The sequence below is a fragment of the Pseudomonas sp. TE3644 genome (assembly GCF_056278815.1).
Map to the genome: position 1 here is coordinate 6,290,816 of NZ_JBWBQF010000001.1, position 14,511 is coordinate 6,305,326.

Below are 14,511 nucleotides of genomic sequence, written 5' to 3' on the forward strand. Positions count from 1 at the left end.
AAGCTCGGCGCTAGCGGATAAGCGGCAGGGTCAGCGCACTTTGTGCAGCAGCTCGTTGAGCTGGTCGATGACCTCGGCCCAGTCGGCATCCTCGAGAATCTCATCGCGCAGGAACGCCGCCTGGGCGGGGGTCCAGAAGAATGCCTCGTGCAATTTCAGGCCTGGCTTGAGGGGCGAATGGCTGGTGACGAAGCGTTCGATTTCTACCGGTGAGGACGCCAGGCCCAACTGGTCGAACAAGGCCGGCAGGCTATGGGTGGGCGATTCCATGTGGCTACCCTCGCGGTCAACTAAGCTCTTATTAAAGGTAATTTTGACGCTGACGTCGAGGGGCAACCCCGGAGGTACAAGTGGGCGCTGTAATCGTGCTGACCGTCAACCAGGCGGCCATGGGGTTGATCCTGTTCGGCCTGGTGATGCTGGCCATCGAGGCACTGTTGCCGACCTTCGGCGTGCTGGGCGTGGGTGGCCTGGTGGTGCTGTTGCTGGGCGTGGTGGTGCTGGTGGATGCCCAGGGGCCGAACATCGCCGTTTCAGGCGCGTTGATACTGGCCATGGCCGTTGTTGCGGTGGTGCTGGTGATCACGGTACTGGCCATGGCGATCAGCGCGGCACGCCGCCGGCCGGTGGGCGGCGACAGTGAACTGGTAGGCAAAGTGACCGAAGTGTCCGCCCTGCAATCGGACAACGCCTGCGCCGGCTGGGTGCAGCTTCACGGGGAACAGTGGCAGATTCGCTGCGACGCGCCACTGCAACAGGGCGAGCAGGTCAAAGTGCTGGCCCGCCGCGGCGTGCAGCTGGAAGTGGCCGCGGCGAAACCGCCTGCTGGAGCGTGAGCCATGTTCATCGAAATCGGCTATGCCGCCGCGCTGGTGGTGCTGTTGCTGCTGGCACTGTCCACCTTCCGCATCTTGCGTGAATACGAGCGCGGCGTGGTCTTCCAGTTGGGCCGCTTCTGGCAGGTCAAGGGCCCCGGCCTGATCATCCTGATCCCGGTGGTGCAACAAATGGTGCGCGTGGACCTGCGCACCGTGGTGCTCGACGTGCCGCCCCAGGACGTCATCACCCGTGACAACGTGTCGGTGAAGGTCAACGCCGTGCTGTACTTCCGCGTGCTGGACCCGCAGAAAGCCATCATCCAGGTCGAAGACTTCCTGATGGCCACCAGCCAACTGGCGCAGACCACCTTGCGCGCCGTGCTCGGTAAACATGAACTGGACGAACTGCTGGCCGAACGCGAGCGGCTGAACATGGATATCCAGCAAGTGCTCGATGCACAGACCGACGCATGGGGCATCAAGGTGGCCAACGTCGAGATCAAGCACGTCGACCTCAACGAATCCATGGTGCGCGCCATCGCCAAGCAGGCCGAAGCCGAACGCGAACGCCGCGCCAAGGTGATCCACGCCGAAGGCGAACTGCAGGCCTCGGAGAAACTGGCCCAAGCCGCCGAAATGCTCGGCCGCCAGCCGGGCGCCATGCAGCTGCGCTACATGCAGACCCTGAGCTCGATCGCGGGCGACAAGACCTCGACCATCGTCTTCCCGCTGCCGATCGAGCTGCTCAAGGGCATGGCCGACCTCTCCGGCAAGGCTTGATGGTTGTGGAAAACTGACTGGCCTCATCGCGAGCAAGCTTTGCTCCCACAATGTAAACCGCACCTGAGGTGTACACCTGTGGGAGCAAAGCTTGCTCGCGATGAGGCCAGTAGCTTCACTCATATCCATGCAGCATCCCAGAGAGAGTAGTCACCAATATTCTCGGCCAACCCCGCCCTCAATGGATTGGCCACGATATACCGCGCAACGGCCTTCAAATCCTCCTCCCGGCGCAATGCACGATCATGAAAGCCAGCCTGCCATAAGTGGCCATGCCGCCCCTGGTGCCGATTGAACACCACGGTTGATCGAGATTTCATCCGACAGACGACTCGCCCCAACGTCTCGGTCTTGAGTTCGAACAGCCAGTGGAGGTGGTCAGGCATCAGAACCCAACTTAACGAGTCGACCTCACCTTCAGTGTGCGCGGCTTTCAGGGCCTGGATGATGGGACGGCCAGTAATCCAATCAGCGAACAAGGGCTGTCGGTTTTCGACGACAAGGGTAATGAGATAGATACGGCCCTGCTCTGCGTAGCGGCCTGTTCTCAAGCGATGGGACTGAGGAGTGTGCATTCCATTGCCTCCAAGGTCAGAAGGCAATGAACATACTGGAAGGCCTTCACCCTGGGGGATTGGGATTGAAGCTGGATGTTTCGGTAAGGGCTACTGGCCTCTCGCGAGCAAGCTTTGCTCCCACAGGCGTACGACTCAAGCGTGGTCAACACTGTGGGAGCAAAGCTTGCTCGCGATGAGGCCAGTAGCCCCCTGAGCACCTAAGGTTTGGAGGAAGTCTCCCAACCACCCCCCAACGCCAGAAACACATTGATCTGCTGCATCGCCACCTGGGTATTGGCCGCCGACAGCTGCGCAGTCACGTCGGTGTAGGTCTTGGTGGCCTGCAGGTCGGCCAGGAACGACTCACGACCGGCCATGTAGAAGCGATGGGTCTGGTCAGCCGCCTGGCGGGCCGATTCCTCGGCTTCGGCCAGGGCGTCGCGGCGCTCCAGCACGGCGGTGTACTGGGCCAGGCCGGTCTGCGCTTCACGTACGGCGTTGAGTACCACGCCATCGAAATGCGCCAGTGCAGCCTGGGTGGATACCTCGGCCTCACGCACACGCGCCCGCGCCTGGTTGCCCGGGATGGTCCAGGTGATCAGCGGGCCGAAGCCCCAGCGGTTGGCGGTGTCTTCGCCCAAGTCCTTCAGGAAACCTACCGAGCCCACGGTAGCCCCAAAGCTGATGTTGGGGTACAGCTGGCCGGTGGCGACGCCGATCTCGGCGGTGGCAGCGGCCAGTTTGCGTTCCGCCTGACGCACGTCGGGGCGGCGCTTGAGCAGCGCAGCACCATCACCGACCGGCATCACTTGGGCGATTTTCGGCAGTTCGGCGCAGTCGGCGGTGCCGGCGGGGAGTTGGTCCACCGGTTTAGCCAGCAGCATGCCCAGCATGTATAGCCCGGCCTGACGCTGGGCCTCGAATTTAGGCAGGTCGGCACGCAACGAGCGGAATTGGGTCTGGGTGCGCGTCACCTGGGTTTCGTCGCCACGGCCGGCATCACGCAGGCGCTGGGTCAGTTTCACGCCCTGCATCTGCAGGTCCAGAGACTTCTGGGCAATGTGGCGCTCTTCGTTGGCTGCGCAGATTTGCGTATAGGAACGCACCACCTCGGCCACCAGGGTGATGCGCGCGGTGTCAGCCGCGGCCTGGGCCGCGTCGGCGTTGGCCTGCGAGGCCTCCACACCACGTTCCAACGTACCCCACAGATCGAACTGATAGGAGGTGCTCAGCGCCAGGGTGCCAACGTTGGCCACCGGGATTTTCACGCCCTGCAGGTAAGACTCGGCAGACTCCTGCAAGCGCTGCGCGCCCGCCTCGGCAGTGGTGGTGAAGCCACCGGCGTGTTGCGCTTCCTCGATCTGCACGCGGGCACGGTTGAGGTTGGCCGCGGCAATGCGCAGGTCAGTGCTGGACACCAGCGCCTGGTTCACCAACTGATCCAGACGCGGGTCGTTATATAGCTTCCACCAATCCCCCGGCACCGGCGCCGACACTACGTTGCTGTCACCGGTGGCCAGGCTGCCTTGCAGGTCGGGACGGTTGATCGCGCCTTCCTTGGGCCGATGGTAATCCGGCCCCACCATCTGGCAAGCCGACAGCAGCAGCCCCAGGGCCACCGCCGAAAGACGCACGCAGTGGTTCATCGGCTGCCCTCCGCGGACTGGCCGGCGTCGTCGATGATCGAAACGGTGGCGGTACGGCCAGCAATCATGCGGAAGTGCTCGGGCACGTCGTCGAAGGCAATGCGCACCGGAATGCGCTGCGCCAGGCGCACCCAGCTGAACGCCGGGTTGATGTTGGGCAGCAGGTTGGAGCCGCTGCTGCGGTCACGGTCTTCAATGCCGGCGACGATGCTTTGAACATGGCCGGTGAGGCGGGCGTTGTCGCCCATCACGCGGATATCGACTTTCTGCCCGACGTTGATCAGCGGCAGCTTGGTTTCTTCGAAATAGCCATCGACGTGGAACGAGGTGCTGTCGACCACCGACAGCACCGGACGGCCGGCGGCGACGAATTCGTGGGCACGCGGCGCGCGGTCGTTGAGGTAGCCGTCCACCGGGCTCTTGATCACCGAGCGGTCCAGGTTCAGTTGGGCGGTGTCCACGGCCACCTGGGCTTCGGCCAGGCCAGCCTGGGCGCGGGCCAGCTTGGAGTCGCTTTCTTCCAGTTGCTCCTTGGCCACCAGGTTGCCCAGGCCCTTGTTACGCTTGGCTTCGCGCTGGGCCTGAGCCATGGTTTCCTGGCGATCGGCCAGCGCCGCCTTGGCCTGGCGCAGGGCCAGGCTAAAACGATCCTGGTCGATGGTGAACAGCACCTGGCCACGCTTGACCACTTCGTTGTCGCGCACCGCCACGTCCTGGATCAGCCCGGACACGTCGGGCGAAATCTGGATTACGTCGGCGCGGATGTGGCCGTCGCGGGTCCAGGGGGCGAACATGTAGTACATCACCATGCGATAGACCACGACGGTGGCCAATGCCACTACCAGCAAGGTCAGGATGATGCGGCCAAAGGTCAACAAAGGTTTTTTCATGTCATCAGGTTTCGGCAGAGTGCGTCCACCGCGCCTAGCATCAGCGCGTACAGACCAACGTTGAACAAGGCCCGGTGCCAGACCAGGCGGTAAAAGTGCAGGCGATTGAGCACGCCATGCACCAGCAGAAACAGCACATAGGTGATGGCCATCATCACCAGCAGCGTGGGCAGGAAGATCCCGCTTACATCAATTTCACCGATCATAACGGGGCTCCATCCAGGCCTTGAGTCGGCGGCTCTGGGGCAGCGCTCGGCTCGATCACCACTTCCACACCCGGCAACAGCGCCAGGCGCAGGCCGCTGAGCGAGTGCAGCATCTGCAGTCGCGCTTCGGCTTCTTCACCGACGTTTTGCTGGCTCAACGCCCGCCGTGCCCGGTCCATGGTCATGAGGATAGCCATGGGCGCCGGCAGGCGTTCGCGGGCTTTCAGGCAGGCGCGGAAGTAGCCGCCTACCTCATCCACCACCTGACGCACCTGGGCCCGCGGCCCCACGGGGATTCGCGGCATGTAGGCCAGCAGGTCAAGCATGTTCAGCGCCACGCGCAGGTCGCGCAGCGCAGCACCTGTGTCCTGGCCGGTCTGGGCCAGGCGCGGCAGGTGCTGCATCAACCGGTCGAGCATTTGCACGCCCATGGCGCGGTGCTCGGCCAGGGTGGCCTTTTCGCTGAGGCTGACAATGTCGCGCCAACTGAAGCGGGTCATGCGCTTGGCCGCCAGCTCGGTGCCGAACGGCCGCACCATCAGGGTCCACAGGAAGGCAAACAACAAACCCGCCGGGCCTGCGATGTTGGAGTTCAGGAAGGACAGGAAGTTGGCATCGTAGGCCGTGTCCAGGCTGATGAAGGTGGCGCCGTTGACCAGCGTCAGCATCATGCCCAGGTTGAACCGCGGTTGCAGGGTCAGGGTCGCGGCCGTGATGAACGGCACCGCGAAGGCCAGCGCCAGCATCGGGAAGTCATGCAGGTTGGGCAGGATCAGGAACAGGTAGAGGCTGGACATCACCACCGCGATCAGGGTCCAGAAGAAGAACCGATAGATCTGCGGCGCCGGGTCGTCCATGGCGGCGAAGAAGCTGCACGCCACCGCGGCCAGGATCACCCCGCCACCGCCATCGGCCCAGCCGGTGAAGATCCAGATCATCGAGGCCACGACGATGGCCATGATGGTGGTGAAAGCCGAGTACATCATCATGCCGCGGTCGAAGAACGGCGACAGCCGGCCCAGGCGCCAATGGCGGTACACGGCGCGCCATTGCGACTGGTCTTCGGTTTCGATGGCGGCCTGCAGGCTGCGCATGTCTTGCCACAGGTCCACCCATTCGCCCAAACGATACAGGGCGTTGGACAGCAGCAGGTTGCGCCGATCGTCCAGGGCTTCGGGCGCGGGTTGCAGGTCGTCGAGGCGCGCATGCAATTGGGTCCACAGGGCCGGCGAGGCGTTCTCGGCGGTTTCCTTGAGCCACTGGCGTACGTCTTCGAGTATCGGCGCCAGCAGGGCAATCAGCTCGGTGCGGCGCTCCACGGCGATCAGCGCATCGTCCAGCGCGTCGATGGTGGGCAGCAGGTGGATCATGCGCCCGCGCAGTTCCTTGATGTTGCGCACGGTCTGCGGCAGCGCGCCTTCGTGGGGGATCTGACCGATCATCAACTCCAGGGAGTTGAAGGTGGCGACCATCGACGCACGCAACGTGCCTACTTCGGTGGCGGTGATTTCACGCGACAGGAAGCGGTCGCTGTAGGTGGTGGCCTCGCCGAACCACTTGCGCGTGGCGTCGCCCAGCACCGGGGCCAGGCGCCGTGGCCAGAATATCGAGCCAATGACCGCGGCGCTGATCAGGCCCAGGCAGATTTCCTGGAAGCGCGCCGAGGCGATGTCGAACACCAGCGTGGGGTTGTCCACCACCGGCAGGGCGATCAGCGGCATGGTGTAGCCGGCCAGCATCAAGGCGTAGCTGTTGGCGGTGCGCAGGTGCAGTGACAGGAACAGCAGCGTACCGGTCCAGGCCGCGACGATCAGCGCCAGCAAAAACGGCGTCTGCACGAACATGGGCACGAACAGCACGGCCGCCGCCGCGCCCACGAAGGTACCAATGCCACGGTACAGCGCCTTGGAAGTGGTAGGGCCGACGAAGGGGCTGGACACGATGTAGACGGTAGCCATGGCCCAATAAGGTCGAGGCATTTCCAGCTTCATGGCGACGTACAGGGCCACCATCGAGGCGATGAAGGTACGCACACCGTAGAACCAGTCGCGCAGCGGCGGGACATCACTGAAGAAGGCTTTCAAGGCGATGGCACCGCCGTGCCCTGCCCTGCCTCCTCGAACGCCCGCACCACGCGCAGGGCGGCTTCAAGGTCAGCTGGGGCGATGTCCTGCAGCACGTCGCGGCGCAGGCGCACCAGTTCACCTTCGATGGCCTCGGCCAGCTCGCGGCCGGTGGGCGTCAGGCTCAGGGCCTTGGCGCGCCGGTCGGTGGGGTCTTCGGTGCGCACCACGAAACCCGATGCGCATAGCTGGTCCAGCAGGCGCACCAGCGATGGGCTCTCAAGCCCTGCGGCATGGGCCACCGCCACCTGCCGCACGCCATCGCCCAGGCGCACGATGATCAACAGCGGCACCGCGCAGGCTTCGGAAATGCCGTAGTTGGCCAAGGTGGTCTGGCAAATGCGCCGCCAGTGACGGGCAGCGGTCACCATGCCGGTGCTGATGCTAAGGTGGAGCTTGTCGAGATTCATTGGACAGGAACGCACCGATATTCATAGTTTGCTAACTATCTATATTCGGACAAGGGATTACTCGCCGTCAATAGTGGCGGCGAGACATTTCGCAAAGTATCGCGAATGGCTGGCAGCCCTTTTGTTATAGACGCAACGGTGCAGGGATGTGCGGCGAAAAGCCTTGCGAGCCCCGGAAAAATCCGTAGCCGCTGCCGAAGGCTGCGCTGGCCGGCGTGTACACCCGAAATCTCCAGCGGGGCACAGGACCAGCGCAGCCTGGCGGCAGCGGCTACGGGCGCTGTCGCCGCTGCCGAAGGCTGCGCTGGCCGGGGTGTGCGCTCGAAATCTCCAGTGAGGCACAGGCCCAGCGCAGCCTGGCGGCAGCGGCTACGGGCGGTGTAGCCGCTGCCGAAGGCTGCGCTGGCCGGGGTGTACACCCGAAATCTCCAGTGGGGCACAGGCCCAGCGCAGCCTGGCGGCAGCGGCTACGGGTGGTGTAGCCGCTGCCGAAGGCTGCGCTGGCCGGGGTGTACACCCGAAATCTCCAGCGGGGCACAGGCCCAGCGCAGCCTGGCGGCAGCGGCTACGGGTGGTGTAGCCGCTGCCGAAGGCTGCGCTGGCCGGGGTGTGCGCTCGAAATCTCCAGTGAGGCACAGGCCCAGCGCAGCCTGGCGGCAGCGGCTACGGGCGATGTAGCCGCTGCCGAAGGCTGCACTGGCCGGGGTGTGCGCTCGAAATCTCCAGCGGAGCACAGGCCCAGCGCAGCCTGGCGGCAGCGGCTACGGGCGGTGTAGCCGCTGCCGAAGGCTGCGCTGGCCGGGGTGTGCGCTCGAAATCTCCAGCGGGGCACAGGCCCAGCGCAGCCTGGCGGCAGCGGCTACGGGCGCTGTCGCCGCTGCCGAAGGCTGCGCTGGCCGGCGTGTACGCTCAAAATCTGCAGTGAGGCACAGGCCCAGCGCAGCCTGGCGGTAGCGGCTACGGGCGCTGTAGCCGCTGCCGAAGGCTGCGCTGGCCGGCGTGTACGCTCAAAATCTGCAGTGAGGCACAGGCCCAGCGCAGCCTGGCGGCAGCGGCTACGGGCGGTGTATCCGCTGCCGAAGGCTGCGCTGGCCGGGGTGTGCGCTCGAAATCTCCAGTGAGGCACAGGTCCAGCGCAGCCTGGCGGCAGCGGCTACGGGCGGTGTAGCCGCTGCCGAAGGCTGCGCTGGCCGGGGTGTACACCCGAAATCTCCAGCGGGGCACAGGCCCAGCGCAGCCTGGCGGCAGCGGCTACGGGCGGTGTAGCCGCTGCCGAAGGCTGCGCTGGCCGGTGGGTGCGCTCGAGATCTGCAGTAAGGCAAAGGGCCAGCGCAGCCTCGCGGCAGCGGCTACGGGTTGGGATCAGCTGGCGTAAAACGCCGGCCGCGACGGCAGGGTGATGGGTTCGATCTTGCCGCTGGTCTGCGCCAGGTTGCAGGCATCGGCCGCCACCGCGGCAGCGTAGCCGTTCCAGGCAGAGGGGCCGGTGAGCTGGCCGCTGGTGACCCCCTTGATGAACGCCTGCAGTTCCACGTCATAGGCGTCGATGAAGCGGTCTTTCCAGTCCATCAGGATGCCGGTGGACAGCTTCGCCTCGCTGCGCAGTTGCACGCTGGTAGGCTCCGGCAGGCGCGCGATGCCCTGCTCGCCCACGACCTCGCACTGAATGTCGTAGCCGTATTTGCAGTTCACGAACACTTCCACATCGATGCGCACGCCCTTGGCGGTTTCCAGCAGCACGATCTGCGGGTCGCGCAGGGCCGAATGGGTATGGCGGGTGCTGCGCGGGAACACTACCTGGGCTGAAACGTAGTCGTCGTCGATCAGCCAGCGCAGCACGTCGAGTTCATGGATCAAGGTATCGGTGATGGCCATGCTGGTGCCGTAGGCCGTCGGCACTTCGGGGTTGCGGTGGGCGCAGTGCAGCATCAGTGGTTCGCCGATGGTGCCGCTGTCGATCACCTCTTTGAGCGCGCGGTAGCCCTGGTCGAACGGGCGCATGAAGCCCACTTGCACCAGGCGCTTGCCGAAGGCCATTTCGGCCTCGACGATTTTGCGGCAGCCCTCGGCGGTGACGGCCAGCGGCTTCTCGCAGAATACCGGCTTGCCCGCTGCAATGGCGGCCAGCACAAATTCTTCATGGCTGGGGCCCCAGGATGTAACCAGCACAGCCTGGACGTTGGCGGCATTGATCAAATCCTGACCACTGGCGTACACCTCCGCCTCGATGCCCAGGTCGCTCACCACGGTGCGCGCCTGGTCGGCGTTGATGTCGTTGACCGCCACCACCCGCGCCCCCGCCAAGGCAAAGCTGAGGCGACGGATGTGGTCCCGGCCGATTGCGCCGGTCCCGATGACACCGATATTCAAGGTCATGTTGGCTCCTGATTTGTTGTTGTGGGCCGTTGATCCGCGCGTGCGCGCAGTTGATCTCAGGCTAGAACGACTCTTCAGGCAAATCAATTATTTTTCTATAAAATAATTGTTTGGAATTTTTGTTTTATTCAGCGCATGTCCGCGTAAGGTGAGACCGGCTCCACAGGCAACGGCAAGCTGCCCTGCCATGGATCGAAGGTATAGCGCAGGTACAGCATGGCGCGGCTGGGCGCATAGCCTTCGCTGTGCTGCCAGGTGATGCCCGTGCCCAACACCAGATTGTCCGATAGACGCCGCTCCAGCAGGCCCTGCACGCGGAAGTTGACGCCATTACTGCTGCTGCCGCTCTTGGTCAGAGTCGGGTCGGTGACCAGCGTCTGGCCCGTGCCCAGCAGGCTCTCAAGATCGCTGGCCGTGCTGGCCTTGGGGTACAGGTCGCTGCTGTCGATCTTGGCGAACGACCAGCCCACCGAGCTTTCCAGGAAGGCCGACCAGTTGGCGTCACGCCAGGCGAAGTTCACCGGCACGCTGACCGAGTAATACTGCTGCGGGCTGTAATACCCGCCCTGCCCCAGTGTCGACTCGCTCAGGTCCTTGTCGTAGCCCATGTACATCAGCGTCAGGCCGGTGCGCACACGCTCGTCGGCGCGCTCCACCAGGCGGTAGTAGTAACCGCCCATGGCGCTGCGGCGCTGGTTGTTTTCCACGTTCTGCCCCACCAGCCAATGGCTGCTCAGGCTGGCCCACACGCCGTCCTTGCCGCCTTCGTCGTGGCTCAGGCCCAGGGTGAAACCGTTGGCGGTGACGCCGCCAAACTTGGTGCCGGTCACCGGGTCCACGGCCCCCGCGTAGGACACCAGCGAGTTGCTGACCGGCCGGCGCGAGGCTGTCAGGCGGTAGCCGATGCTGTCCCAGTCGCCGCTGTAGGTCACCCCGCCCACCCAGTTGGACACGGTGAATTCCTGCGGCGTGTGCCCCAGGTCGAAGGCCCAGGTGTCGTCATGCCAGCCCATGCCCAGCATGGTGCCGTTGACGCTTTGCGCACCTTTGGCGCAACCGCCTTGCACCACTGCGCACAAACCGAACTGGTCGGTGCTGGCGAAGCTGCTGACGTCCAGTTGCACATCTTCGGCCTGCACAAATGCCTGGCCTTGGGCCAACGGCGTGTCGACGCGCAGGATGGTGGTCTGGGTGGTCAGGTCGGACACGCCCGAAGCGCTGTTGTCGGTGCGCCAGGCGAAGTCGTGGTACAGGTTCACCGTGGTGTTCTGCTTCTGGTACAGCCCATCCACGTCACTGCGGATGCTGCGCTGCAGCCAGTCGTCACTGTCACGGGCGCGGCTGGCCTGGGTCATGGCGACGTTGTCACGTGGCGCTGCCTGCGATGACGTGATCATGTTGGCTGCGCCCATGCTCTGGGCGTAATAGTCCAGGGCACGCTGCGGCTCTTCGCGGGCCAGCAGGCGCGCGGCATCCCGATAGGCCAGCGGGTCTGCAGGCTTGTTCTTGAGCAGGTCGGCGAACATCTGGTTGGCGCGGGCCTTGTCGCCCACCGCCGCCCAGGCGTTGGCCAGACGACGCTGAAACGAGACGTCCAGCGGCACTGGCGGCACGACCTTGGCCAGACCGGCTTTCGCCGCGCCCGGCTGCCCTTGGGCGATCTGCACCTCGGCCAGGCCAAGCTGCGCGTCAGCGTTCGTCGGCTCGCTGGCCAGCACTTTGCGATAGCGGCTTTCAGCCTGGGCCAGGTCTTTGCGCTGCTGCGCCCAGTCGGCCAGGGTCAGGTAATCGTCCGTGGTGGGGGCTTGCAGCAGCAGCGCTTCGGCCTGGCTCTCATGCCCGGCGGCACGCAGGGCTTCGGCCTTGGCCAGCAACTGGCGGCGCTGCAAACGCGCCCACAGTTCGTTCATGTTGGCGCTCCAGGCGCCACGCGGGATTTGTTGCAGGCTGCCCATGGCATCGCCGTCACGATCGGCATCGGCCAGGAACAGGCCGTGGGCATAGCGCGCCTCCGGGTTCTGGCCCTGGCGCTGCAACAGCAGGCTGAAGCTGTTATCGGCATCAGCGGTGCGGCCCAGTTGGCGCTGGGCATTGGCCAGCCGGTAAACCAGCCACGGGTTGTCCGGGTCCAGCACGCGGGCCTGCCCAAGGATTTGCGCCACCTGCGCCCAGTCGCTGCGGCGCGTGGCGTCGTCGGCCTGGGCATTGAGGTGGTCCAGCGCCAGGCTGGTGCGCACGCCCTGGAATTCCTGCTGTTCGGCCGGCGTCAGGCTGTCGAGGTACTGCACGGCTTTTTCCGCCGACTGCGATTCGTACAGGCGTACCAGGCCGCGCACCACGCTGGCATTTTTCGGGTCCAGCTTGCGCGCCTGCATCAGCAGCGCTTCGGCGGTAATGTCTTCAGACTCGCCACGGGCCACGTACGACAGGCCAATCAGCGGCGCGGCATCCTTGGGCTGTGCCACGCGGGCTTGCTGGTAGAGGCGCTTGGCCGCCGGGTAGTCCTTGCGGTCCAGGGCCAGATCACCCTTCTGCAACAGCATCCACTGGTGGTTGGCGTCCTTGAGGTCCTGCCACTTGGCCATCCAGTAGGTGTCCTGCTCGATGGCCGAGGCTTTGACGAAGCTGTTGTAGGCATCCTCGTGCTTGCTCTGGCGCATCAGCGCGATGCCCAGCGAGCCCAGCAGGCTCGAATCCTGGGGGTAGCGCTTGAGCGCCCGGCGCAGTTGCGCTTCGGCGCCGACGTTGTCGCCGCTGTCCAGCAGTGCCTTGCCCTTGACCCCGGCCTGCCAGGCCGGGTCCGCCAGCAACTGCTGCTGACCTTGAAGCTGTTTGCTGGCATCGGCCCGCAAGGTGGTGTCCGGGTACGTCTTGAGGAAGGTCTGCCAGGCCTGCACGGTCTCCGCACCCACCGGCTGCTTGAGCAGGTAGTTGTATTCACGCTCGGCAGCGTTGGCGGCGGCCGTCGGGTCGCCCGCCAGTTGATGCAGCACCGCCAGGGCTTCGGCATCACGCTGTTCGGCAAACAGCAGGCCTACCAGGGTTTGGCGCAAGCCAGCGTTACCAGGGTACTGCTGATCCAGGGCGCGCAGTTGGTCGATCACCTGAGGGCGCTGGGTTTTGATACCGCTGCGCACCGTCAGGTATTCAAGATTCGTGGCGAAGTCCGGCATGTCTTCGCCGAACAGCTGCTGGTACGCCTGGACTGCATCTTCGGAACGGCCGGCGGTGGCCAGCAGTCGGGCCTGCTGCAAGGCCTGCTGGCCATCGCGGCTTTGCAGCTTCAACAGGTTTTCGGCCTGGCGCAGCCCGGCGGTGCCTGGGATTTGCTGGCGCAGTTGCGCCACCAGACGCTCGGCACCGGCCTGGTCCTTGTTCAGCAGCGCCTGGCGCACCTCGATGACTTTGACCTGGGGGTTGTCCGGGGCGATCAGCTCCAGGCGCGCCAGCGAATCGTGCACCAGGTCTTCACGGTACAGCGCCTCGCCGATGCGGATCTGCGCAAGCAGCCACTGCTGCTGGTCGGGCGGGCTCAGCGGTTGGGCCAGGGCGACCCCGTAGACACTGCTGAGCAGCAGGCCCAAACCCGTCAATTTTTGCATGCGGCAGTCCAGTTCGGCACGAGGTGTCCGTCTTTGTCGAAGCGATAGCGTTGTTGGTCCCAGCCTTGGCCAAACAGGGCCAGCGACTGGTTGTAGTAAGCGTCCGCCAGCGGCGGTTGCTGCTTGAGGCGTTGCCGCTGGGTAGCCAGGGCAGCCGCGCTGTCGGGGCTCGCGGCCAGCAGTGGCAGCAGTGCGGCACTGAAGCCCACCGGGCCAGTGCCGCTGTCAGCGCCGGAGGCGCTGTCGATTTTTTCTGGCACAAAACCGTGCTCGGCAGTCAGCCGAACCATCGGTTGCAGGTGCGCGAGCAAGTCGGCGCGACCGGGCGCATCCTTGGCCAGCATGCCGGCCCACAGGTACACGCGAATGGCGTCGTAGCTGCCCACGCTGCCTTTCTGGCTGTCGACGGCCCAGCCCTGCCCCTGTTGCCACCGCTGCCAGTCGGGCACCAGGCCCTTGGGCGAGCCTTCCAGCAACAGGCGTTGGCTGTTGCGCGCCAGCTCGGCCCAGATCGGTGCCTCACTGGCGAAGCGCGCCAGCAATTGCGGCGGCAGGTAGCTGGCATTCAGGCGCCAGGCGTTGGGGCTGTCGAAACCCACGTCACCCGGCAGCAGCATCAGGCCCAGGCCCGGCAGCTTGCGCAGGCTTTGCGCGGCCGTGCGCCAGAGCATATTGCGCCCCAGGGTCTGGTAATCCGGGCGATGCCAGAGGCGCCCGGCCTCCAGCAGGCTGTAGGCGATCCACAGGTCGGCGTCGGAAGCATTGTTGCTATCGAGCACCTGCCAATGGCCGTCCTTGTCCCTGCCCCACTGCCAGGCCGGCAGCTGACGATTGAGATCGCCGCCCGCCAGGTTGTCCTGGGTCCAGTGCAACACCTTGGCGAAGCTTGCCGGGTCGTTGCCCAGCAGGGCGAAGAACAGCCCGTAGCTCTGCCCTTCCGAGGTGGTCACCGACTGCTCGCTGGAGTGGTCGATCACCCGCCCGTCCGGGCTGAGCATGGCCTGGCGATACTGCTCCCAGGCCGGCCATGCGCACGCCCCGGCATTGGCCAGACCGGGTGCTGCAACGATCCCGGCCAGCGCCAGGGCGGCGAAGGCTTTCAT

General features: G+C 65.1%; 12 protein-coding genes. 2 read left to right on the forward strand and 10 right to left on the reverse strand.

Translation table 11 applies throughout. The features are described 5' to 3' along the window. Window positions 1-30: 30 nt before the first annotated feature. Window positions 31-270, reverse strand: coding sequence for a DUF2789 domain-containing protein (locus ACZ9GA_RS27925; RefSeq protein WP_457359209.1), 240 nt, complete (start codon window positions 268-270; stop codon window positions 31-33). 80 nt (window positions 271-350) lie between these two features. On the opposite strand from ACZ9GA_RS27925, the gene ACZ9GA_RS27930 reads away from it, so the two are divergent. Together ACZ9GA_RS27930 and ACZ9GA_RS27935 are read left to right on the forward strand one after the other, a co-directional pair. After that, complete coding sequence (locus tag ACZ9GA_RS27930) at window positions 351-836, forward strand: NfeD family protein (RefSeq protein WP_457359207.1); 486 nt, start codon at window positions 351-353, stop codon at window positions 834-836. Between the two features lie 3 nt (window positions 837-839). Continuing rightward, complete coding sequence (locus tag ACZ9GA_RS27935; RefSeq protein WP_457359205.1) at window positions 840-1,598, forward strand: slipin family protein; 759 nt, start codon at window positions 840-842, stop codon at window positions 1,596-1,598. A 119-nt stretch (window positions 1,599-1,717) separates the two neighbouring features. Here the strand turns inward: ACZ9GA_RS27935 and ACZ9GA_RS27940 are convergent, their stop codons facing one another. From ACZ9GA_RS27940 to bcsZ, 9 genes are all read right to left on the reverse strand, one after another. Further along, window positions 1,718-2,173: an REP-associated tyrosine transposase gene (locus tag ACZ9GA_RS27940; RefSeq protein WP_457359203.1), complete on the reverse strand. Its 456-nt coding sequence runs from the start codon at window positions 2,171-2,173 to the stop codon at window positions 1,718-1,720. Between the two features lie 200 nt (window positions 2,174-2,373). After that, window positions 2,374-3,801 (reverse strand): efflux transporter outer membrane subunit, encoded by a 1,428-nt coding sequence (locus ACZ9GA_RS27945; RefSeq protein ID WP_457359201.1) that lies wholly within the window; start codon window positions 3,799-3,801, stop codon window positions 2,374-2,376. Further along, a complete protein-coding gene (locus ACZ9GA_RS27950; RefSeq protein ID WP_457359200.1) occupies window positions 3,798-4,691 on the reverse strand; it encodes an efflux RND transporter periplasmic adaptor subunit in 894 nt (297 codons plus the stop codon). Before ACZ9GA_RS27950 ends, ACZ9GA_RS27945 begins: the two co-directional genes overlap by 4 nt. After that, complete coding sequence (locus ACZ9GA_RS27955) at window positions 4,688-4,897, reverse strand: DUF1656 domain-containing protein (RefSeq protein ID WP_027980814.1); 210 nt, start codon at window positions 4,895-4,897, stop codon at window positions 4,688-4,690. Before ACZ9GA_RS27955 ends, ACZ9GA_RS27950 begins: the two co-directional genes overlap by 4 nt. Then, window positions 4,894-6,981, reverse strand: coding sequence for an FUSC family protein (locus ACZ9GA_RS27960; protein ID WP_457359198.1), 2,088 nt, complete (start codon window positions 6,979-6,981; stop codon window positions 4,894-4,896). The genes ACZ9GA_RS27955 and ACZ9GA_RS27960 overlap by 4 nt, the downstream gene beginning before the upstream one ends. Next, on the reverse strand, window positions 6,978-7,430 hold the full coding sequence (locus ACZ9GA_RS27965) for a MarR family winged helix-turn-helix transcriptional regulator (RefSeq protein WP_457359196.1): 453 nt from the start codon (window positions 7,428-7,430) through the stop codon (window positions 6,978-6,980). The genes ACZ9GA_RS27960 and ACZ9GA_RS27965 overlap by 4 nt, the downstream gene beginning before the upstream one ends. A gap of 1,362 nt (window positions 7,431-8,792) precedes the next feature. After that, entirely contained in the window at window positions 8,793-9,806 is a 1,014-nt protein-coding gene (iolG, locus tag ACZ9GA_RS27970; RefSeq protein ID WP_457359194.1) for a bifunctional inositol 2-dehydrogenase/D-chiro-inositol 1-dehydrogenase, read from the reverse strand. A gap of 128 nt (window positions 9,807-9,934) precedes the next feature. After that, a complete protein-coding gene (bcsC, locus tag ACZ9GA_RS27975) occupies window positions 9,935-13,408 on the reverse strand; it encodes a cellulose synthase complex outer membrane protein BcsC (RefSeq protein ID WP_457359192.1) in 3,474 nt (1,157 codons plus the stop codon). Then, entirely contained in the window at window positions 13,396-14,511 is a 1,116-nt protein-coding gene (gene bcsZ / locus ACZ9GA_RS27980) for a cellulose synthase complex periplasmic endoglucanase BcsZ (RefSeq protein WP_457359190.1), read from the reverse strand. Before bcsZ ends, bcsC begins: the two co-directional genes overlap by 13 nt.